This is a genomic window from Frigoribacterium sp. PhB118 (assembly GCF_003751725.1).
In the GTDB taxonomy this organism is placed as follows: Bacteria; Actinomycetota; Actinomycetes; order Actinomycetales; family Microbacteriaceae; genus Frigoribacterium.
In genome coordinates, this window is sequence record NZ_RKID01000002.1 from 237,522 (window position 1) to 258,193 (window position 20,672).

Annotated in this window: 23 protein-coding genes and 1 tRNA gene; 8 read left to right on the forward strand and 16 right to left on the reverse strand. The window is 72.8% G+C overall.

The annotated features are described in order from the left end of the window. Positions 1–127: 127 nt before the first annotated feature. Genes EDF21_RS08130 through EDF21_RS08140 form a run of 3 tightly spaced genes read right to left on the reverse strand, consistent with a single transcriptional unit; the run spans position 128 to position 4,328 of the window. Positions 128–2,281 carry an iron ABC transporter permease gene (locus EDF21_RS08130; protein ID WP_123570994.1) on the reverse strand — a complete coding sequence of 718 codons (2,154 nt, stop codon included), beginning with the start codon at positions 2,279–2,281 and terminating at the stop codon, positions 128–130. A gap of 8 nt (positions 2,282–2,289) precedes the next feature. Beyond that, positions 2,290–3,339: an iron-siderophore ABC transporter substrate-binding protein gene (locus tag EDF21_RS08135; RefSeq protein WP_304984864.1), complete on the reverse strand. Its 1,050-nt coding sequence runs from the start codon at positions 3,337–3,339 to the stop codon at positions 2,290–2,292. A 14-nt stretch (positions 3,340–3,353) separates the two neighbouring features. After that, positions 3,354–4,328 carry an ABC transporter ATP-binding protein gene (locus EDF21_RS08140; RefSeq protein ID WP_199736298.1) on the reverse strand — a complete coding sequence of 325 codons (975 nt, stop codon included), beginning with the start codon at positions 4,326–4,328 and terminating at the stop codon, positions 3,354–3,356. 95 nt (positions 4,329–4,423) lie between these two features. Here EDF21_RS08140 and bla point away from each other — a divergent pair, with 95 nt between their 5' ends. From bla to EDF21_RS08175, 7 genes are all read left to right on the forward strand, one after another. Next, entirely contained in the window at positions 4,424–5,386 is a 963-nt protein-coding gene (gene bla / locus EDF21_RS08145; protein WP_123570995.1) for a class A beta-lactamase, read from the forward strand. A gap of 300 nt (positions 5,387–5,686) precedes the next feature. After that, positions 5,687–6,823: an ABC transporter substrate-binding protein gene (locus EDF21_RS08150; protein ID WP_056044427.1), complete on the forward strand. Its 1,137-nt coding sequence runs from the start codon at positions 5,687–5,689 to the stop codon at positions 6,821–6,823. Next, positions 6,823–7,797, forward strand: a complete 975-nt coding sequence (locus EDF21_RS08155) for an ABC transporter permease subunit (RefSeq protein WP_199736300.1) — start codon at positions 6,823–6,825, stop codon at positions 7,795–7,797. The genes EDF21_RS08150 and EDF21_RS08155 overlap by 1 nt, the downstream gene beginning before the upstream one ends. Beyond that, positions 7,794–8,681: an ABC transporter permease subunit gene (locus EDF21_RS08160; RefSeq protein WP_123570996.1), complete on the forward strand. Its 888-nt coding sequence runs from the start codon at positions 7,794–7,796 to the stop codon at positions 8,679–8,681. Before EDF21_RS08155 ends, EDF21_RS08160 begins: the two co-directional genes overlap by 4 nt. Beyond that, entirely contained in the window at positions 8,678–9,769 is a 1,092-nt protein-coding gene (locus EDF21_RS08165) for an ABC transporter ATP-binding protein (protein WP_123570997.1), read from the forward strand. The genes EDF21_RS08160 and EDF21_RS08165 overlap by 4 nt, the downstream gene beginning before the upstream one ends. Before the next feature lie 70 nt (positions 9,770–9,839). Further along, complete coding sequence (locus EDF21_RS08170; protein ID WP_123570998.1) at positions 9,840–10,157, forward strand: hypothetical protein; 318 nt, start codon at positions 9,840–9,842, stop codon at positions 10,155–10,157. Positions 10,158–10,237: 80 nt separating this feature from the next. Further along, positions 10,238–11,257, forward strand: coding sequence for a DUF418 domain-containing protein (locus EDF21_RS08175; protein WP_123570999.1), 1,020 nt, complete (start codon positions 10,238–10,240; stop codon positions 11,255–11,257). 66 nt (positions 11,258–11,323) lie between these two features. Here EDF21_RS08175 and EDF21_RS08180 read toward each other — a convergent pair whose 3' ends face one another. Beyond that, a complete protein-coding gene (locus EDF21_RS08180) occupies positions 11,324–11,608 on the reverse strand; it encodes a hypothetical protein (protein WP_056044422.1) in 285 nt (94 codons plus the stop codon). A 178-nt stretch (positions 11,609–11,786) separates the two neighbouring features. Here EDF21_RS08180 and glsA point away from each other — a divergent pair, with 178 nt between their 5' ends. After that, positions 11,787–12,725 carry a glutaminase A gene (glsA, locus tag EDF21_RS08185; protein ID WP_123571000.1) on the forward strand — a complete coding sequence of 313 codons (939 nt, stop codon included), beginning with the start codon at positions 11,787–11,789 and terminating at the stop codon, positions 12,723–12,725. 72 nt (positions 12,726–12,797) lie between these two features. On the opposite strand, the gene EDF21_RS08190 is transcribed toward glsA, so the two are convergent. The 12 genes from EDF21_RS08190 to EDF21_RS08245 form a co-directional block, all read right to left on the reverse strand. After that, on the reverse strand, positions 12,798–13,253 hold the full coding sequence (locus EDF21_RS08190) for an SRPBCC family protein (RefSeq protein WP_056044418.1): 456 nt from the start codon (positions 13,251–13,253) through the stop codon (positions 12,798–12,800). A 335-nt stretch (positions 13,254–13,588) separates the two neighbouring features. Next, positions 13,589–14,044 carry an Hsp20/alpha crystallin family protein gene (locus EDF21_RS08195; RefSeq protein ID WP_071255858.1) on the reverse strand — a complete coding sequence of 152 codons (456 nt, stop codon included), beginning with the start codon at positions 14,042–14,044 and terminating at the stop codon, positions 13,589–13,591. Positions 14,045–14,170: 126 nt separating this feature from the next. Then, a complete protein-coding gene (locus EDF21_RS08200; protein ID WP_148053670.1) occupies positions 14,171–14,482 on the reverse strand; it encodes a hypothetical protein in 312 nt (103 codons plus the stop codon). Beyond that, positions 14,479–15,072: a hypothetical protein gene (locus EDF21_RS08205; RefSeq protein ID WP_123571002.1), complete on the reverse strand. Its 594-nt coding sequence runs from the start codon at positions 15,070–15,072 to the stop codon at positions 14,479–14,481. Before EDF21_RS08205 ends, EDF21_RS08200 begins: the two co-directional genes overlap by 4 nt. 1 nt (position 15,073) lies before the next feature. Further along, positions 15,074–15,409 (reverse strand): hypothetical protein, encoded by a 336-nt coding sequence (locus EDF21_RS08210; RefSeq protein ID WP_123571003.1) that lies wholly within the window; start codon positions 15,407–15,409, stop codon positions 15,074–15,076. Positions 15,410–15,527: 118 nt separating this feature from the next. Beyond that, positions 15,528–15,812, reverse strand: a complete 285-nt coding sequence (locus EDF21_RS08215; protein WP_148053671.1) for a hypothetical protein — start codon at positions 15,810–15,812, stop codon at positions 15,528–15,530. Positions 15,813–15,844: 32 nt separating this feature from the next. After that, a complete protein-coding gene (locus EDF21_RS08220) occupies positions 15,845–16,147 on the reverse strand; it encodes a hypothetical protein (RefSeq protein ID WP_123571005.1) in 303 nt (100 codons plus the stop codon). Beyond that, the gene (locus EDF21_RS08225) at positions 16,140–18,479 is read right to left on the reverse strand and encodes a glycohydrolase toxin TNT-related protein (protein WP_123571006.1); all 2,340 of its coding nucleotides are present in this window, start codon (positions 18,477–18,479) and stop codon (positions 16,140–16,142) included. Before EDF21_RS08225 ends, EDF21_RS08220 begins: the two co-directional genes overlap by 8 nt. After that, positions 18,476–18,868 carry a DUF6507 family protein gene (locus EDF21_RS08230; protein ID WP_123571007.1) on the reverse strand — a complete coding sequence of 131 codons (393 nt, stop codon included), beginning with the start codon at positions 18,866–18,868 and terminating at the stop codon, positions 18,476–18,478. The genes EDF21_RS08225 and EDF21_RS08230 overlap by 4 nt, the downstream gene beginning before the upstream one ends. Continuing rightward, positions 18,865–19,272, reverse strand: a complete 408-nt coding sequence (locus tag EDF21_RS08235) for a hypothetical protein (protein WP_123571008.1) — start codon at positions 19,270–19,272, stop codon at positions 18,865–18,867. Before EDF21_RS08235 ends, EDF21_RS08230 begins: the two co-directional genes overlap by 4 nt. Next, on the reverse strand, positions 19,262–20,395 hold the full coding sequence (locus tag EDF21_RS08240) for a DUF6177 family protein (RefSeq protein WP_123571009.1): 1,134 nt from the start codon (positions 20,393–20,395) through the stop codon (positions 19,262–19,264). Before EDF21_RS08240 ends, EDF21_RS08235 begins: the two co-directional genes overlap by 11 nt. Before the next feature lie 165 nt (positions 20,396–20,560). Continuing rightward, a tRNA-Gly gene (locus EDF21_RS08245) sits at positions 20,561–20,631 on the reverse strand. Between the last annotated feature and the right edge of the window lie 41 nt (positions 20,632–20,672).

Consider the following 20,672-nt stretch of genomic DNA (forward strand, 5'->3'; position numbering starts at 1 on the left):
GGAGGCGCGGGTCGAGTGGGCAGAAAACGTCCTTCGTCGAGGCGGGAAGGACATCTTCTGCCCACTCGACCGGCCAGGGGGCCAGCGCGTCGGGGCCCCGGGCGCCGGGCGTCAGCGCGCCGGGGCGTCAGCTCGCGGAGGCCCGCCCGCGCCAGAGCAGCCAGACGAAGTACGGCGTACCGATGACGGCGGTCAGCAGGCCGGCGCCGAGCTGTGCCGGGGCGATCAGCGTGCGGCCGAGCACGTCGGCGGCGCAGACCAGCACCGCGCCGAGCAGCACGGCCACGGGCAGCACCCGCGCGTGCCGCCGTCCGACCAGCGACCGGGCGGCGTGCGGGGCGACGAGTCCGACGAATCCGACCACGCCCACGGCGGCCACGGCCGTCGCCGTGAGCAGCACGGCGAGCGACAGGAAGACCAGGCGCGACCGCGAGAGCGAGACCCCGAGGAGGCGCGGGGTGTCGTCGTCCACCCCGAGCAGGTCGAGGCGACGGCGCAGCAGCACGACCACGACGAGCGCGGCCACGAGCACCAGCGACACCGGCAGCGCATCGTCCAGCGTGCGGCCGTAGGTCGAACCCGACAGCCAGGTCAGCGCCTTCGCGCCGTTGAACGGGTCGGTCAGGACGATCAGCAGGCTGATCGCGGCCGCCGTCGCCGTCGAGACGCCGATGCCGATCAGCACGAGCCGGTTCTGCGGGAAGCCACCGCGGGAGGCGAGGCCGAACACGACGACGGCCGCCACGACGGCTCCGGCGAACGCCGCGCCGGCGATGCCCCAGCCGGTCGCGAGCGGCACGGTGGTGACGAGCAGCACGGCCCCGAGGCCGGCTCCGCCCGTCACGCCGAGGATGCCCGGCTCGGCGAGCGGGTTGCGCGTGACGGCCTGCACGAGCGTGCCGGCGAGCGCCAGCGCCGCCCCCGCGGCGAGGGCGGCCACGACCCGGGGGACGCGGGTGTCGAGCACGTAGGTGACGACGCGGCCGGACCGACCGGCCACCCAGTTGGCGACGTCGCCGAGCAGCAGCTTGGCGTCGCCGAGCAGCACCGAGCCGAGGACGACGGCGACGAGCGCGGCGAGCACGACCACGACGACGGCCACGAACCGCAGGCGGGAGACGACGGGGTGCCGGTCGGTCGGGGTGACGCCGCCGTGGTCGCGGGCACGGAAGGCCAGCACGACGAGGACGACCGCCCCGAGCAGCGAGGTCACGACGCCGGTCGGCACCTGGACCGACGTCTCGGCACCGACCAGGGCGCGCAGCAGCACGTCGGCGCCGAGCACGAGGGCGGCGCCCGCCAGGGCCGCGAGGGGCAGGAAGACGAGGAAGCGGCGGACGGAGGGCACGGCCCGACGCAGCAGGCGGACGAGGGCGGGGGCGCAGAGGCCGACGAAGCCGATCGGCCCCGCGAGGGTGACGGCGGCGGCCGAGAGCAGCACGGCGGCGAGGACGGTGACCACGCGGGTCGTGCGGACGTCGACGCCGACGCTGCGGGCGGCGTCGTCCCCGAGCGCGAGGGCGTCCACGCGGACGTTCATCGCGACGAGCACGAGCAGCCCCACGACGATCACCGGGGCGAGCTGGACGACGCCGTCGAAGCCGTTCTGCGAGATGCTGCCCTGGCCCCAGGCGTAGAGCCCGGCGGTCTGCTGCGGGAAGAGCAACAGCAGGGCGCTCGTCACCGAGGCCAGGCCGAGGCCGAGGGCGCTGCCGGCGAGCACGAGCCGCACGGTGCCGGCGCCCAGCCCGGACACCGCGAGCACGAGGCCCGCGGCGAGCAGCCCGCCGACGAACGCGACGCCGGACGAGGCGAGCAGGGGCAGGCTGAGCCCCGTGACGGCCGCGAGCGCGAGCGCCGCGTAGGCGCCGGCGTTGACGGCGAGGGTGTCGGGCGAGGCGAGCACGTTGCGGCTCATCTGTTGCAGGGCCGCACCGGCGGCTCCGAGGGCGACGCCGACCAGCAGACCGGCGACCATCCGCGGGAGGCGCGAGGCCACGACCACGGACGCGTCGCCTGCCGTCGCGGTGCCGGTCAGCGCCTGCCAGACCTGCCGGGCGCCGACGTCGGCGGTGCCCTGCGTGACGTCCACGAGGGCGAGCACCACGACGACGGCGACCAGCGCGACCGTCACGCCCACCGACCCGAGCGTGACCCGGCGGGGGGCGGCGAGCCGCGCCTCCTGGGCTCGCGCCGCGCGGAGCGCCCGCTCGTCGCGCCCGGCGGCGGGCTCGCCGAGCCGGGGCGGCGCGGGGTCGGTGGGGGTGACGGTCGTGCTCACGGTGCCGGTTACTTCGTCAGGGTCGACACCAGCGAGTCGACGTAGGCGGTCATCGCGGCGGGGCCGCCGAACATCCAGATGCCGTCGTCGAGACGGTGCACGTCACCGGACTGCACGAAGGGCAGCGACGTCCAGACGGCGTTCGAGGCGAGCGACACCGCGAACGGGTCGTCGGCACCGGCGGCGGTGTTGTCGATGTAGAGGAACTGCACGTCGGCCGGCAGCTGCGTGAGGCCCTCGACGTCGGTCGTGGCGAGGCCGTACGCCTCGTCGCCCTCGACGGTCCAGGCGTTCGTCAGGCCGAGCTCCTCGGTGACGTCGGACACGAGCGAGCCCTTGGCGTAGGGGCGGATGCTCACCTGGCCGGCGTCGACGTAGGCGTCGGCGAAGGCGAAGGGCTGACCTGCGAGACCGGCGTCGGCGAGGGCCTGCCCGCCCGCCTCGACGGCGTCGGTGAACTCCTTCTTCACCTCGGTCGCCTTCTCTTCGGTGCCGGTCGCCTTGGCGATGAGGTCGAGGTTGTCCATGCTGTGCTCGATCTGGCGCGAGGCGTCGGCCGAGGTGATCTGCAGCACGGGAGCGATCTCCTTCAGCTGCTCGACGGCGTCGGCGCTCAGGCCGTCGGTCGCGACGATCAGGTCGGGTGCGAGCGACGCGACGGTGTCGAGGCTCGGCTCGCCGCGGGTGCCGATGTCGGTCGGCTCGTTGGTGAGCGGCACGGCGGCGTCCCACTCGTTGTACCCCTTCACGTCGGCGACGCCCACGGGTTCGACGCCGAGGGCGACGAGGTCCTCGACGACGTTCCACTCGGTGCCGACGACCTTCGTCGCGGGACCGTCGAGGGTGATCTCGGCCCCCGTGCCGTCGGTCAGGGTGATCTGCTCGCCGCTGCCCGAGGTCGAGCCGGCGTCGGCCGACTCGGTGGTGCCGCAGCCGGCGAGGGTCAGGGCCGCGGCCGCGGCGACGGCGGTGACCGTCAGCAGCCGGCGGGCGGGGCGGCGGGCGGGACCGCCGGTGGTCGGGGTGTGGCGGGGCGTCGTCATCAGGCGCTGGGTCACGGGTGGTGTCTCTCTCATCGGACGGGCGTCTCGGCCCGGGTGTGGTGTCGGCCGATCGCGCGGGTGCGCAGGTGGCCGGTGGTGGGGTCGGTGTCGACGTCGATGCGGATGCCCCAGACGTCGGTCAGGAGGCGCGGTGTCAGCACGTCCCCGGGGTCGCCCTCGGCGACGATGCGGCCTTCGCTCAGCACGACGATGCGGTCGGCGAGCGCGGCGGCCTGGTCGAGGTCGTGCAGCACGACTCCGACCGCGATGCGGCCCGAGTCGGCCAGGTCGCGCACGAGGTCGAGCAGCTCGACCTGGTAGCGCAGGTCGAGGTAGGTGGTGGGCTCGTCGAGCAGCAGCACCCCGGTGTCCTGAGCGAGGCAGCTGGCCAGCCAGACGCGCTGAAGCTGACCGCCCGAGAGCTGGTCGACGCCGCGGTCGGCGAGGTCGGCCACGCCGGTGAGTCCGAGCGCGCGGTCGACGGCGGCGGGGCCGTCGGGGTCGGAGCGCCCCCAGCGGCCGCGGTGCGGGTAGCGGCCGAACTCGACGACGTCGCGCACGCTGAGGCCGCCGGGGGTCGGGCGCCCCTGCGTCAGCAGCGCCACCCGCCGCGCGAACTGCCGCAGCGACAGCTCGAACCCGTCGACCGTCTCGTCGCCCGGGTCCTCGTCCTCGCTCGTGCTCGCACTCGCGCTCGGGCGGTCGAGCGGGCGCGAATCGTCCCTCCCCGAGGCGCGGACGACGTCCTCGGACCACTCGACCCCCGCAGGAGGCGCGGCGAGGGTCAGCGAGCCCGTGCGCGGCTTCTGCAGCCGGGCGAGGGTGCGCAGCAGGGTCGACTTGCCGCTGCCGTTCGGGCCGACGAGGGCGGTGACGCAGCCGGGTCGGAGCTCGAGGCGGGCCCCGCGGACGACGTCGACGCCGTCGTAGGCGACCGAGACGTCGTCGGCACGGAGGGTGGCCGAGGCGGGTGCGGTGGCCGCGAGGGGCAGGTCGGTGGTCACGCGCTTAGGTTAGCCTAACCTCACCCCGGTGCCGCAACCCGACCTCTCGACGTCGAGCCGACCCGCGCCTCCGGGGCGTCGGCGAGACTGGAGCGATGACCTCCCGGACGACGAAGACGACGACCCTCCTGACGGCCAGCGCCCTGGGCCTGGGACTCGCGCTGACCGGCTGCTCGACGCCCGGGTCCTCGGCACCCGCCCCGAGCCCGACCGCGACGCCGGTCCCCCTGCCCAGCCCGATCGTCGCGCCCGACCTCGCGACCCCCGAGGTCGAGGCCGCACTGGCCGACCTCGAGACGCGGTACGACGCACGGATCGGCCTGAGCGTGCTCGACACCGGCTCGGGCGCGACCCTCGACCACCGCGCCGACGAACGCTTCGGGTACGCGTCCAGCCTCAAGGCGTTCGCCGCGGCGGCCCTGCTCGAGGCGACCGACGACGCCGACCTCGACCGCGTGGTCACCTGGACCCAGGCCGAGGTCGACGCCGCGGGGTACTCGCCGCTGACCAGCACGCACGTCGCCGACGGGCTCCCGCTGCGGCAGCTCGCCGAGGCGGCCGTGCGGAAGAGCGACAACACGGCGCTGAACCTCGTGCTCGCCGAGCTCGGCGGCCCGGCCGGGCTCGACGCCGCCCTCGCCGCGCAGGGCGACGGCGTGACCGACGTCGTCCACGGCGAGCCCGAGCTCAACCGGCTCACCCCGGGCAGCACGGCCGACACGACCACGCCCGCCGCCTTCACCGCCACCCTCGCCCGCATCAGCGACGGCGACTGGCTCGCCGCCGACGACCGCGCCACCCTGCTCGAGTGGATGTCGGGCAACGCGACCGGGGACACCCTGATCCGTGCCGGCGCTCCCGACGACTGGCAGGTCGCCGACAAGTCCGGAGGCGCGGGCGGCATCCGCAACGACGTCGCGATCGTCGTCCCCCCGTCGGGCGACCCCGTGGTGATCTCGGTGCTCACCACGCGCAACGACCCCGCCGCGTCGTACGACGACGCCCTCGTCGCCGCCGCGGCCGAGGTCGCCCTCTCGGCCGTCGCCGCCGCCCGCTGACCCGGCCGACCCCGCCCGCCCCCTCGACCCCCGCCCTCTCCTCTCCTCCCCACCGCTCGTCGAGTGGGCAGAAGATGCTCCTCCCGCGGCGACGAGCAGCATCTTCTGCCCACTCGTCGCCGACCACCAGCGGGGCGACGCCCCCGTCGGCACGCCCACCCCGCCACCACCTGTTCGCCCCTCGTTCACGCGGCCTCCCCCGGGACGTCGTCGCGCCTCCTTAGCGTGCCCAGCGGGCCGTCCGGTCCCCCGTCGCCGTCCCCGGCGAACCCCGGCCCCGCACCCGAAGGACTCCACCGCATGATCGACAAGCGCCTGCTCGTCTCGGCCGCCACCCTCGGCATCGCCGCCCTCGCCCTGACCGGCTGCTCGGCGAGCGCCGACGCCGACAGCTCGGGAGGCGCGGCGAACGGCACCGACGCCGCCACCGCCACCAGCGCCGAGGACTTCGGCGGCATGGACGCCCTGGTCAGCGCCGCGCAGGCCGAGGGCGAGCTCAACGTGATCGCCCTGCCCGACACCTGGGCGAACTACGGCAAGATCATCGACGGGTTCGAGGAGAAGTACGACATCACCGTCAACTCGGACAGCCCCGACGTCTCGAGCGCCGAGGAGATCACCGCCGCCCAGAACCTGAAGGGGCAGGACACCGCCCCCGACGTGTTCGACCTCGGCTCGGCCGTGACGCTCGCCAACCTCGACCAGTTCGCGCCGTACGAGGTGTCGACCTGGGACGACATCGCCGACGACCACAAGGACGCCGACGGCAGATGGGTCTACGACTACACCGGCCTGATGTCGGTCGGCTACGACGCCGACGCCGTGCCGGCCCCCGAGAGCCTCGACGACCTGCTCGGCTCGGACTACGAGGGCAAGGTCGCGATCAACGGCGACCCGACCCAGGCCGGTGCCGCCGCCGCGGCCGTCGAGTGGGCCGCGCTGCAGTCCGGCGGCAGCGCCGACGACGTCAGCACGGGCGTCGACTGGTTCTCGAAGCTCGCCGACGCCGGCAACTTCCTGCCCACCGACCCGACCCCGGCGACGATCGCCTCGGGCGAGACCCCGGTCGTCTTCGACTGGAGCTACAACAACCTGGCCGCCGCGGCCGACGCCGGCGGACGCGACTGGAAGACGGCCGTCCTGCCCGGAACCGCCCTCGGGAGTTACTACAACCAGGCGATCAACGTCGACGCACCGCACCCCGCCGCGGCCCGCCTGTGGCAGGAGTACGTCATGGGCGACGACGCGCAGAACCTGTACCTCGCGGCCGGCGCCTACCCCGTGCGCCTCGCGGCGATGACCGAGGCCGGCACCGTCGACCAGGACGCCCTCGAGAAGGTCGGCGAGCAGCCCTCCGACACCGTCCAGTTCACGGCGGAGCAGACCGAGGCCGCCTCGAAGGTCCTGGCCGACACCTGGGCCACGGCGATCGGCTGATGGTGACGACGTCGACCCGCGCGGCGGACGCGACCGCCGACGTGCGGTCGGCGCACGAGGGGGACGGCGGCGGCCTGCCGACCCGCGCCTCCTCGTCCTCCGACGGCGTCGGCCCCGCACGGGGTCGGCGCCGTCCGGCGGCCTGGTGGGGGCTGACCCCGTTCGCCGTCTGGGTGCTCGCCTTCTTGATCGTGCCGTGCCTGCTCGCGCTCGGGACGGGCTTCGTCGACGGCGACGGCGCCCTGACCCTCGACAACCTGGCCGCGCTCGGCGACCCGCTGATCGTCCGGGCCTTCGCCAGTTCGGCCGCCGTCTCGGCCGTCACCGCCGTGGCCGGGGCCGTCGTCGGTGCCGTCGTCTGCTGGGGCCTCACCTCGCTGCGCCCCGACGGAGCCGTCCGCAACGCGATCGACGCCGCGTCGAGCGTGCTCGCCCAGTTCGGCGGCGTCATGCTGGCGTTCGCCTTCATCGCGACGATCGGCATCCAGGGAGTCGTCACGCGGCTGCTGATCGACGTCGCCGGCGTCGACCTCTACGCGGACGGGGTCTGGTTCTACCAGGTGCCCGGGCTGCTGCTCCCCTACCTGTACTTCCAGGTGCCCCTCATGGTGATCACCTTCATGCCCGCCGTCAGCGGCCTCCGTCCGCAGTGGAGCGAGGCCGTGGCCACGCTCGGCGGCACCCGGTGGCAGCACCTCGTCCGCGTGGTCGTCCCGGTGCTCGCCCCGGCGTTCGTCGGCAGCCTGCTGCTGCTCTTCGCCAACGCCTTCTCGTCGTACGCGACCGCCGCCGCCCTGATCAGCCAGGGCGCCCAGATCGTGCCGCTGCAGATCCGCGCCGCACTGATCAGCGAGACGGTGCTCGGCCGCGAGAACGTCGCCGGCGCGCTCGCGCTCGGCATGGTCGTCGTCATGGCCGTGCTGATGACGGGTTACTCGCTGCTGCAGCGCCGCACCGAGCGGTGGCAGCGATGAGCGCCCGGACGACGGAGCCGACGCGCACGACGCGCACGCCCCGGACGACGAGCGCTCCGCGGTCGACGAGCGCAGGAGGCGCGGGTACGGTCGCGCGCCGCGCCGCCCTGGTCGTCGTGGGGGCCCTCTTCGCGGTGCCGATAGCGGCGATGGTCGCGTTCTCGCTGCGCAGCGCCGACGGCACGGGTCACGACCTGAACCACTGGCTGGCGATCGTCGACCCCGAGAACGAGCGGATGTACCGCAACCTCGTCGAGGGGGTCACGAACTCGCTGCTGCTCGCCGTCGTCTCGGCCCTGCTCGTGCTCGTGCTGCTGGTGCCGGCGATGGTGCTCGTGCACCTCCGCCACCCGCGCCTCGTCCGGCCCCTCGAGTTCGTCTGCCTCGTGCCGATCACGGTGCCCGCGATCGTGCTCGTGGTCGGGCTGGCGCCGGTCTACTCGGTCGTCTCGCGGGTGGCCGGTTCGGGCGCCTGGACGCTCGCGCTCGCGTACGGCGTCACGGTGCTGCCCTACGCCTACCGTGCGGTGCAGTCCGACCTCGCGGCCACCGACCTCCGCACGCTGACCGAGGCCGCGCGCACGCTCGGCTCGAGCTGGCCGCGCACGATGGCCCTCGTCGTCGTGCCGAGCCTCCGCCGGGGACTGCTCGCGGCGGCGTTCATCACCGTGGCCGTGGTGCTCGGCGAGTTCACCATCGCCTCGCTGCTCAACCGCGTGAACCTGCAGACCGCCCTGGTGCAGGTGTCCCGATCCGACCCCTACGCCGCCGTCGTCCTCGCCCTGATCTCGTTGGCCTTCGCCTTCGTGCTGCTGCTCGTGATCGGGCGGGTCGGAGCCCTCGGGGCCGCCCGCCCGATCCCCACCCGGAAGGCCCTCTCGTGACCGCCACGCTCCCCCGCCCCTCCGTCACGAGTCCGACCGCCGCCGGTGCGGGCGCGGGCGCCGCCGTGGCGTTCCACGACGTCACGAAGCAGTTCGCCGGGCACCGGGCGCTGACCGGGCTCGACCTCGAGCTGCAGCCCGGCGAGCTCGTCGCCGTGCTCGGCCCCTCGGGCTGCGGCAAGACCACCGCGCTGCGCAGCCTCGCCGGGCTCGAGGACGTCACGGGCGGCAGCATCACGATCGACGGCCGCGACGTGGTCGGCGTGCCGACGCACCGCCGCGACGTCGGCATGGTGTTCCAGGCGTACTCGCTGTTCCCGCACCTGACCGTGCGGCAGAACGTGGAGTTCGGGCTGCGCATGCGTCGGGTCGACAAGGCCGCCCGCGCCACCCGGGCGGGCGAGATGCTCGACCTGGTCGGGCTCGGCGACCTGGGCGAGCGCTACGCCCACCAGCTCTCGGGCGGACAGCAGCAGCGCGTCGCGCTGGCCCGGGCGCTGGTCACGCGACCCCGCGTGCTGCTGCTCGACGAGCCGCTCAGCGCCCTCGACGCCAAGGTGCGGGTGCAGCTGCGGGACGAGATCCGGCGCATCCAGCGCGAGCTGTCGATCACCACGCTCTTCGTCACCCACGACCAGGAGGAGGCCCTCGCCGTCGCCGACCGCGTCGCCGTCATGCGCGCCGGGTCGATCGAGCAGGTGGGCACGCCCGAAGAGCTCTACTCGGCCCCCGCGACGGCGTTCGTGGCCGAGTTCGTCGGGACGAGCAACCGGGTCTCCGGCGAGGTCATCGGCGGGCTCGTGCGGCTGGCGGGCTGCCCCGAGGTGCCGGTCGTGGGGACGCCGGCCGAGGGACCGGTCTGGGCGTACGTGCGCCCCGAGGACGTGTCGTTCGTCGCGCAGGGCGGGCTCGCGGGCGTCGTCGAGTCGGTGTCGTTCCTGGGGGCCGTGTGCCGCACCCGCGTGCGCGTGGACCGCGAGACGCTGCTCGTGCTGGACCACCGGGCCGACGAACGGCGCGAGCCGGGGTCGTCGGTGCGCGTCTCGTTCACGCCCGCCCGCGTGGCCGTGACGAGCCGCGCCTCCTGACCCACCCGACGGCAGCGGGTCACCCGGGCGACGGAGGCGGCCCGCACGGTCCCGCCGTTAGCCTCGGGGCATGCCCCCGGTGACCGACCCCGACGACGTGCCCCGCGCCTCCTCGGTGTGGCAGGCCGAGATCGTCACGACCCGGCGGCCGCGGCCGCTCGTCGCCGGGCGATGGCTCGTCTCGGTCGTCGTCGGGTTCTTCCTCGGCTCGTTCGAGGGCGAGTGGCCGGGCTTCGACGTCGTGGTCCGCGAGCGCTCGACCGGTCGCGAGATCCACCGGCTGCCGCCCCAGGGCCTCACCGGCGCCGACGAGTCCAAGGTCGAGATCGAGGCGGACCTCGACCGACTCACCTGCGACGAGTTCCGCGCCGAGTGGGCGCTCGCCTGATCCACATCTGATACTTCAGACGGAGGCGCACCATCGCCGCGGGGGACGACCGGGAGGCGCGGGTCGGCTTGGCTGGGCACATGACCTTCGCTGCGCCCGCCGTCGACTCCCCACCCACCACCGGCACCCGCTGGAGGTTCGTCGACTCGCTGCGCGGCTTCGCGCTGTTCGGCATCCTGCTGGTCAACACGCTCGACATCACCCGCCTCGGCATCGACCTGGCGATCGAGAACGCCGGCCCGGTCGACGACCCGGCGCGTGACCTGCTGTACCTCACGGTGCAGACCCGGTTCGTGCCGATCTTCGTGTTCCTCTTCGGCATGAGCCTCTGGTTCGTGCTCGCCGGTGCCCGGGCGCGCGCTCCCCGGCCCGGACTCGTCATGGTGCGCCGGCTGATCGGGCTCGTCGCGATCGGGGGGCTGCTCATGCTCGTCTACCCCGGCAACGTGCTGCTCGAGTACGGCGTCGTCGGCCTCGTCGTGCTGCCGATCGTCGTCTTCGCCCCACGCTGGGCGACCCTGACCCTCGGTGCCGCGCTGACCGTCGCGGCCTACGCCCTGACCGGTGGCGGCCTCGCCTCGACTCCCGGCCTCATGCTGCTCGGTGCCGGCGCCGCCGCGTACGGGCTGCCCCGCGTGCTCGAGTCGGCCGGGCGCGGCGTCGGCCTGGTCTTCGCCGCGGCCGCGGTGCTCACGGTGCCGGCCCTGCTCTGGCAGGCCACGACCCCGGGCGACCCACGCTTCTCGACGCCGGGCGGCATCGCCGGGCTGGTCATGGCCGTCGCCTACGCCACCGCCCTCGCCCTGCTCTGGCGCACCCCCGCCCGCCGCGTCGTCGCCGCGGTGTTCGAGCCGCTCGGCCGCATGGCACTGACCAACTACGTCGTCGCGGCGATCGTCGTGGCAGGTCTCGCCCTCGTGATCGACTTCGGGCACCTGACGAGCGTCGTCCCGGGGCTGGCGATCAGCGTCGCCCTGATCGCCGTGCAGTCCGTGCTGAGCCGCCTCTGGCTCGCCCGGTTCGTCTACGGCCCGGTCGAGTGGGCCTGGCGGAGCGTCACCTGGTGGCGGCCGGCCGCGCTGGTGCGCCGGGCGTCCTGACCGACGGGAGCCGCGCCTCCTCGGGTCGGCGGCGGTCCCGACCGATCGGAGCCGCGCCTCCTCGGGTCAGCGACGGTTCCAGGAGGCCCGCACGACGGTGTCGAGGGCGCTCGAGAGGTCGGTGCACCAGAGGCGGCGACCGGGGGTCGCGGCGAGGGTGAGTTCGTAGCCCGCTTCGGTCTGTGCGACCGATCCGATGACCACCGGGGCTCCGCGCTCCGACCGCCGGACGTCGACGATGCGCCAGCGGCCGCGGCCGATCACGTCGAGCCTCAGGTCGAGGGCACTGGCGAGCGGGCCCCGTCCCGGCCAGGCCGTGCCCGACCGGCGTCCCCCACCGTCGTTCAGCATGGTCGCCCCTTCTCGCGGGCCGCCCCGATGCGGCCCGACGAGGTGCACGTTAGACACGCGACCTGACAACGGGAGGGGTTGACTCCGAGGGCCCGGCGTGATCCTTGTACCCCACCCCGGGCCCCCGTTGCCTCCTGCAGGCCCGGACGCACGGGCCCCGGCCTGTCAGGGTGGAACGATGCCGTCCCCCATCCCGTCGTCCGACGCCGCGTCCCTGGAGGCCCTGCGCGCCTCCGTCCTCCCGACCCGAGGAGGCGCGGTGGACGACAGCATCCCCCAGCTCGCCGAGGCCGACCCCGAGCTTTTCGGGGTCGCCGTGGTGCGGTCCACCGGCGAGGTGGTCGCGTCCGGCGACTCGGGCCACGCGTTCTCGATCCAGTCGGCGGTGAAGCCGTTCCTCTTCGCGCTCGCCCTCGCCGACACCGGCGGAGCGGCCCTCGACGCGGTCGGCATCGAGCCGACCGGCGAGGCGTTCGACGCGATCAAGCTCGAGGGCGGCACCGGCCGACCGCCGAACCCGATGGTCAACGCCGGAGCCCTGCTCACGGCCGCCCTGGTCGACGGCGACACCTGCGACGCCCGCACGACGCGCATCCTGGCGGGGCTCGGGGCCTTCGCGGGGCGCGAGCTCGACTACGACCGCGAGGTCAGCGAGTCCGAGCAGCTGCACGGCGACCGCAACCACGCGCTAGCCCACCTGATGCGGTCCGAGGGCAGCCTGGAGCACACGGCCGACGACGCGGTCGCGCTCTACGCCCGGGCCTGCTCGGTACTGGTCGACAGCGAGGCGCTGGCCGTGATGGGCGCGACGCTCGCGTTCGGCGGCCGCAACCCGGTGACGGGCGAGCAGGTCGTGGACGCCCGCGTCGCCCGCGACGTGGTGTCGGTCATGGCGACCTGCGGGGTCTACGACGGGTCGGGCCGCTGGATGCGCGGCGTCGGGGTGCCCGCGAAGTCGAGCGTCTCGGGGGCGATCGTCCTGTCGGCGCCGAACCGGCTGGGTGCGGCGGTGTTCAGCCCGCCCATCGACGAGCAGGGGACGAGCGTCCGCGGTGCCGAGTGGAGCCGCCGACTGAGCGAGGAGCACGGGCTGCACTCGTTCGGCTTCGGCGGCTGACACGGACGAGGCCCCCGGTGGGCGTCCTACGAGCAGGAGCCGACCGGGGGCCTCGTCGGGTGGAGCCGGGGCTCAGGCCTGGACGTCTCCGCGCCAGGCGCCGTCGACGTTGCCCTCGCGCTCGATGAACTCCTTGAAGTTCTTGAGGTCCTTCTTGATGGCGTGGTTGTCGGCGCCGAGCGTGTTGCCGACCTTCTCGAGGAAGCCCTCGGGGGTCCAGTCGATCTGCACCGTGAGGCGCGTCACGTCGTCGCTCAGCTTGTGGAACGTGATGACGCCGGCGTGGTCGACCTCGCCGCCCGTGCTGTTCCAGGCGACGCGCTCGTCGGGGTGCTGCTCGGTGATCTCGGCCTCGAAGGTCTTCTCGACCGGTCCGACCTTCACCTTCCACACCGTGAGGGTGGGGGTGGTCTGGGTGATGGACTCGACCTCGTCGAGGAACTTCGGGAACGACTCGAACTGGGTCCACTGGTTGTAGGCGACGCTGACGGGGACGTTGACGTCGATGGTCTCGATGGCCTGTGCCATGGTGCACTCCTTGCTGACGGTGTTCAGAATTGTCGGGCGACGCCGTGTCGGCGTCGTGCCCTGCCGTGAACGGTAGGAGGCGCGGGTCGGCTTCGCCCACGTGCGGAGGCAACGGTCAGGTGCCGGGTGACACGGCCGACCGGGGCACCGCACAGTACTCGTGCGCCCGCGGCCGAGTACGTGCGCGCCCGCGACCAACGACGGGGCGGTCGAGCGCCGGCGGAGCGGTCGAGCGCCGGCGTCGCCGGAACGGGGACCACCCCGCCACGACGGATCGTGACGGGGTGGTGGGGCCGACGGCGTGGCCGGGGTCGACGACCAGACCGCCTGAGGGGTCAGCTCGCCGTGTCGCGAGCCGGCGACGCGTCGATCGCGTCGACGGTCTCGTGCGCCTGGCCCGAGACGACCTCGATCTTGCGCGGCTTCGCCCTCTCGCTGACCGGGATGACCAGCGACAGCACGCCGTTGTCGTAGTGGGCCGTGATGCGGCTCGAGTCGATGCCCTCGCCCACGCTGAACTGGCGGAGGTACGAGCCGTGCGGCCGCTCCTGCGCGAGCCACTTGACGCCGTCACGGGTGTCGGGCGTGCGGTTGGCCCGGATGGTCAGCAGCTGACCGTCGACGTCGACGTCGACCGACCCCGGATCGATGCCCGGCATGTCGGCGTTGAGCACATAGCGGTCGCCGTCGCGGTAGAGGTCGACCGGCATGACCCTGGGCCCCTGTCGCATGCCCGTGAGGGCGCCGGTGAGGCGGTCGAGCTCGGTGAAAGGATCGAAAGACATGGCCATGATGAAGAGTCCCCTTTCGGTTGATCGGTGTGACCCGGGACCCCGTGGCCCCGGCTCGTTGACGACACGAATGTACCTCTGACCAGCGTTTCGTACCTCAAACCAAGCTTGAACGCTGCCGAGAGATCACTGAGGACGCTGTGCCTGCCGTCGGGCGGCCAGCTCGGCGCCGATCTCTTCGATGCGGGCCAGGTTGCCCAGCAACCGGAGGAAGTCGGCTGCGGCTGCCTCGACGTCGTCGTAGGTGCGGATGCTCTGCTCCTCGACGAGGCCTCGCTCGTCGAGGAAGTAGGTGCGCCACACCTCGTCCCGTCGAGCGAGGACGAGCGCGAAGGGCTTCCCCGTCGTCGCGTCCCCGATGACGGCGTTCAGGTGGCCGAGTCCACGGGCGTCCACCTGGGTTCGGAGGTCGGCCAGGGTGCGCGCGACCATCGTCATGACGGTTCTCCTGCTCGTCGGCGTCGGTCACGGAGTTCGTCCTGGATCTCGAGCTTGCGATGCTGGGACCTCAGACGGTCGAGGAAGTCGGCCACGGCCGAGACCTCGTCGGGGAACGTGTGCAGGCTCCGTTCCTCCACGGCAGCTCGTTCGTCGACGTAGAAAGTGCTCCACACGCCGTCACGTCGCGCCACGGCGAGACAGTCCGGGCGCCTGAGGTAATCGTCACCGAGAGCGACACGAATGCGGTTCACGTCCTCCGCCTCCATCTGCGCAGGCAACGACGCGAGGCTCATCGCCGCCCCCTCAACGCGCTCGAGGTCGCGCTCCCGTTGCAGGTCGCGGAGGAGCTTCTTCAGCCGGAGCAGGACGAGGAAGTCCTCCAGGGCCTCGGACTCGCTCGGGTAGGTCCGTACGCTCCCGTCGACGACCGCCGCGCGCTCGTCGGTGGAAAAGGACACCCAGGCATCGTCGCGTCGGGTGACGACGAGGCAGTCCGTCCTGTTCGCGGGGTCACCGTCGATGACATGCGCCAGGTCGTCGAGTCCCTCTGCCGCCATGACGGCGCGCACCGAATCGATCGTCGCCATGTCAGGCCTTCTCCGGTCGGTCGTCTCGTGACGCCTGCCACGTCTCGTGGGCACGCCTGTTCTTCTCCCTGATGCGCGACATGAGCGCATCCTCGTCGGCCCTCAGCCTCATGAGACGCAGGAAGTCGTCCAGAGCGTCGGAGAGTTCCTCGTACGTGCGAACGCTGGTCTCCTCGACACCGGCACGTTCATTGGTCGAGAAGGAGGTCCAGACGCCGTCCCGTCGGGTCAGGACCAGGGCGTCCGCCGAGCTGGCGTGATCATCACCGATCACGTAGGCGAACCTGTCGAGCCCCTCGGCCTCGATCGTGGCGACCGTTTCTTGGAGCGTCGTCATGAGTTGATCCTCCCCGTGTAGTCGCCGTCGATGACGTGGTCGTAACGAAGGAGGGCTTCATCCCTGAGGACGGCCAGGGTCTCGTCAAGCGTCGGCACGACACCCTCGCGGTCGGCAATCAGTCATCGGGATCTGCGCCTGCATCGAGGAGGGCCCGCAATTCCTCCAACCGGGCGAGGTTCTGTAACTGGAACATGAACTCCGTCACGGCAGAGCCCTCATCCGGATGCTCGACGAGCGTCAGCTCTTCGACCAGACCTCGTTCGTCGCGCAAGAAGGTCACCCACACTCCGTCGATCTGCCCGATCACGTGCGCGCCGGAGACGGGCAGGGACGTGTTCCCGATGAGTAAACGGAGGTGCCCGAGCCCGGCCGCTTCCACTTCTGCTCTCAGTCCGTCCACGTCGGTCCTACTCATCAGCCCTCAAGCACCGGCTAGACGTCCTTCTCAGCCGTGGCCTCGGAACGAAGCCGCTTGACGAGCGCGATGCCGTCGAGCAGAACGAGGAACCCCTCGACTGCCGACCGCTCGTCCGGATACGTCCGGACGCTCTTGACCCTGGTCAGCCCTCTTTCATCCCTGACGAAGGTGCTCCAGCCATCTTCGCCCTGGGCGATGACGAGTGCGTATGGACGCTGTGTCTCCCCGTCACCGATCAGAAAGTTCAGATGCCCGAGCCCGAGTTGGTTGACGCGGTTCGGCAACGAGGCCAAAGTGTTGCAGTCGCCGTCAGTCATGGATCTCCTTGAGTAAGCCGATGCTGATCAGATCCTCGACGCTCATGGGGAGAACGATCTGCGTGCCTCCCCCAGCCTGGCCGAAGCCCGGCGCGATGGGCCCCCGGAGAAGGTGCATGTCGTCCCAGGTGACGCCGAAGACGACCATCTGCGTCTCGAATGCTAGACGGACCCCTGCGTTACTCCGGTCGAAAGCGCCACGAATGTCGGATAGGTCGCCCGTTACTTGATAAACGTGTTCGACACCTTCGTCCCGGACCCAAGGCGTGGCCCTCTGTTCATGACTAAAGGGCACACCGTTGTCGGGAACAGGTGAAACGAAAATTCCTTCGGCTGAGCCAGCCCTGTCGAGTAGCGATCCCGGAGCAATACTCGGGTCCTTTTCGATGATGGATACACCGTGCTCATCGAGAGCGAACCCCATCGGAGGAACATCGTTCCAATCTATTCGCCCGTCCGCGCCAAGGTACCGAGCATCAGCCGGGACGCGTTGATCTGAGGGCCAGACGCCGCGATCGCGGAAGGCGGCGCCCGCCGCCGGGTCCATGACGTCCAGGTAGTCGGCCAGCTGGTTACGGGTCATCGAGCTACCGTCGATGATCGGGGTGAGGTCCCTCGTCCCCGTGGCGTCGGTGATCGGACCCGTCGGGGCGTCCTTGACCGGGGCTGGCTGAGCGGGGGCGTCGCCGCCCGAGCCACCCGTTCCGGCATCGCCGTCGGCGTGACCGGGCTGGTCGGCCGCGGGGGCGTCGTCGGCGTGACCCGCGCCTCCTGCGTCCTCACGGACCGGCGGGGCGGACGCGTCGTCACGGACCGGCGGGGCCGACGCCTCGTCACGGACCGGCGGGGCGGACGCGTCGTCACGGACCGGCGGGGCCGACGCGTCGTCGCGGACCGGCGGGGCGGACGCGTCGTCGCGGACCGGCGGGGCCGACGCGTCGTCGCGGACCGGCGGGGCCGACGCGTCGTCGCGGACGGGCGGGGCGGACGCGTCGTCACCACGGACCGGCCCGGGCGTCGTGTCGGGACCGTCGACGCGCGTGGGCGGTGGCGCGAGGCCGTCGGCGCGGACGCCGACGACGTCGTCGAGGCGGGTGAGTTGCTCGTCGAACCGCGAGGGCGCGGCGTCCGGCCCGCGACCGGCCTCGCCGTGCCCTCCGGTCAACAGACGCGTGGTCTCCGACATGGCGTTCAGGGCGTGACCCGCGTGCGTCAGGCCGATCCGCGACAGGGAACCCTCGGGGGCACGGAGCGCAGCTCGTTCCGCGGCGCCGCCGAGCCGTGCGAGGCCCGTCGCCGCCTTCGTCCCGCCGACGGCTGCGCCTCCGACCGGGACGAAGAACGAGGCCACGCCGAGGGTGGCGTAGGTGCCGGCCGCGACCGGGTCCTCGTCGTACATCTCGGGCGTGCCCACGATGCCCTGCGTGACGCCCTCGATCGTGGTGCGGTACCAGTCGACGGCCGGCTGGGCGGCCGCCGGCACCGTGCCGGGAGGTGCGTACGCCAGCGCGATCGTCGCCGGACTCGTGATCGCGATGGCCCCGAGCCCCTGGAGCAGGCCGCCCCAGGCCTTGAGGCCGAACTCCATGGTGACGCCCGTGCCGCCCTGGATGTCCCAACCCACCAGGGCACCGGCGCCGTAGGCCGCCTCGGCGATGAACATGCCGAGGCCCGTGCCCATCGACTCGGAACAGGTCTTGTGCGGGTCGCCCGGGGCGCCGTAGGGCAGGTCCTTCATCGAGTCGAGCTGCTCTGCCGACAGGCCGACCTGCTCGGGGAAGCACATCGGGTCGGTGCGCAACGCGTTGATGCCGTTCTCGCACTCGGCTCGGGCCGCGTCGATCTTGGCGACCTCGGCGTTCACCTCGCCGAGCAACTCGTCGTTGCGGTTGCGCGAGGGGATGTGGTCGTACCACTCGACCGTGGTCTCGTCGGGCCCGCTCGAGATGTACGAGTTGTAGCTCTCGGTGCTGTAGGTGACGCCGCCGGACACCTCGGCGGTGAAGGCCTCGGCCTCGGTGACGAGCTCCTTGAGCCGGGCGACGGGCGCGGCGACGGCCGTGGCGAGGTCGTCGAGCAACGTCGCGACCTGGCCGAACGTGTCGCCGAGGGTCTGCGTGCTCGTGCCGACCGGGTCCATGGCGACGAACAACTGCTCGGCCTCGGGCGCCGCGTAGACACCCGACAGCCCGGACCAGGAGGTGACGACGCCCGCACCCTTCTCGGCGATGGCGGTCGCCGTGCTGCGGAAGGTGGCGGCGGACGTCGAGATCGCCGCCGGGTCGATGGTGACGCCGGGGATCGCACCGGGGACGATCAGCGAGGGGCTCATCGGGGCACCCCCGGGGTCGAGACGGGCGGGATGCCGGCGGCGCTCTGCTCGCTCGCCAGAGCGGGTGCCTCGGCGGCCGCCGTCACGGCGGCGGATTGAGCGTTCGCCGCCATCTCCTCGTCGCCGGCGACGTAGGCGATGGTCGCCTCGGCGGCACCGGTGCCGCACGACTCGATGCGGTTCACCACCGACGTGAGGGTCGTCGCCTCGGACTCGATCAACCCGAGCACCGCGTTGGCCACGCCCACGAGGAGGTCGCCGACACCACCGCTCAGCTCTTCGTGACCGGTCTCCAGGCCTCCGGCCGCGGTGCCGAGGTCGCCGGCCGAGACCTGGACCTCGGCCAGGACCGACTGCGCCCCGCTGGGCGAGATCGACCACGAGCTCATGAGCGTGCCCCTTCGTCGGTCGGCGCGGGCGCAGCCGTCGCGGGCGCAGCCGTCGCGGGCCTCGGCCCACCCGGGACCGCCTCGACCACGACGCGCCCCCCGGTGTTGCGGACGAGCGCCTGCACGACCGCGTCCGACACCGGGTCGGTCCCCGGCGCGTACGCCTCGGTCAGCCAGCTGCCCGCCTCGACGTCGACCCCGAGCAGGACGGAGGCGTCGGCCGGGTCCTCGACGTAGGTGCTGCGCACGATCGCCAGCACGAGCCCGTCGTCGGTCGCGATCTGCAGCCCGCCGCCGTTCCAGAGCTTGCCCAGGCCGAGGTACGGGTCGATCTCGGCGGCTGCGCGGGCACCGTCGACGGCGGTCACGGGCTCGGGCGTCACCACGGTGTACTCACGAGGCACGGTGCACCCCCGGCGGGGTCATCGCGGCGAGGATCCCGTCGGCGCCGACGACCTCGACCGCGTCGGCGAAGCGGTGCCAACGGGCTGCGGCCGCGGCAGCCTCGACAGCACCAGCACCAGCACCGACCTCGGCGTCACCGGCCGGCGTCTCGTGGAACGACACGAGCACCGACGGCGTCCGCGACGACCCGAGCACCCGTCCGCCGACCCGACGGACCAGGCCCTCGACGTCCAGCTGCATGCCCCGGACGCTCCGCGCCCCGACGACGGCGGCGAGCGGTTGCGGTGCGACCCGGTCGTGGGCGGACACCGTCCCGTCGGCCCGACCCGACATCGACCACGCCGTGGCGAGCAGGACCTGCTGTCGACCGGCCACGTCGGCGAGGGCGTCCGCGACGACACCGGGCGCGACGGCTCCGGTCACGACGATGCGGGTCTCCTCGATCACGCCGTCGTCGCTGCGCGCGATACGCACCCAGCCCCGGTACCTCGGCCCGGAGGCGTCACCGCCGGCCACGTGGAACCGCGTCTCGGACGGCATGCGGCTGCGCGCGGCGGCCGTGAAGAAGTCCCGGTCCCAGACCGTGGTGGCAGGCTCGGTCGTCCCCCACAGGGTGCGCGTGCCGGGAGCGAGTGACTCGACGAGTCGTTCGAGCGTGCCACCGAGTCGGGCCTCGGCCCGCGCCCGGTGGTGGGTGACGACGGCGAGCTGCGTCCACGGGACGGCGTCGGGGTCGACGGTGCGTCCCTCGTCGAGCCGGACCGACGACGGCGCCTCGTCCTGCGGCAGCGGGTAGCCGTCCTCGGTCACCCCGAGGCCGTGGGCCGGTGAGCGCACCGGCTCGAGCGTGACCGCCCGACGCAGCGAACCGTCGGAGGCGCGGGTCAGCCAGACCCCGCCGAGCACGTCGAGCAGGTGGAACAGCGAGTACGTGAGCCGCGATGCGGGATCGGTGACGAGGGCGACGCGGGTGCCCGGCCCGGCACAGTCGACGAAGAGGGCCGAGAGGCCGCTGGACACCCCGACGACGGGCTTGCTCGACCGCGACTCGACCCAGCCGGGCCCGTGCGTGTCGAGCATCGGGTGCAGCAACGAGACGGTCGTCGTGGCATCGTCGGTCATGGCTTCCCCCCGGTAGCGGCGACGACCATCGTACGGGGGCGGCGCTCCCGGCCGCCGTCGGCCGAACGCCCCACGAGCCCGTACCCCGATGATCTGGGAAGAGACGTGACGGCGGTGGTGACCAGGCCGTCAGCCCGGCCGTCACGTCACCTCAGAGAAGAAGAGAGCGAGTGACGGGAATCGAACCCGCGCTATCAGCTTGGGAAGCTGAAGTTCTACCATTGAACTACACTCGCGCGGCGCCTCGGAGGCGCGTCAGACCACTATAGCGGCCCGC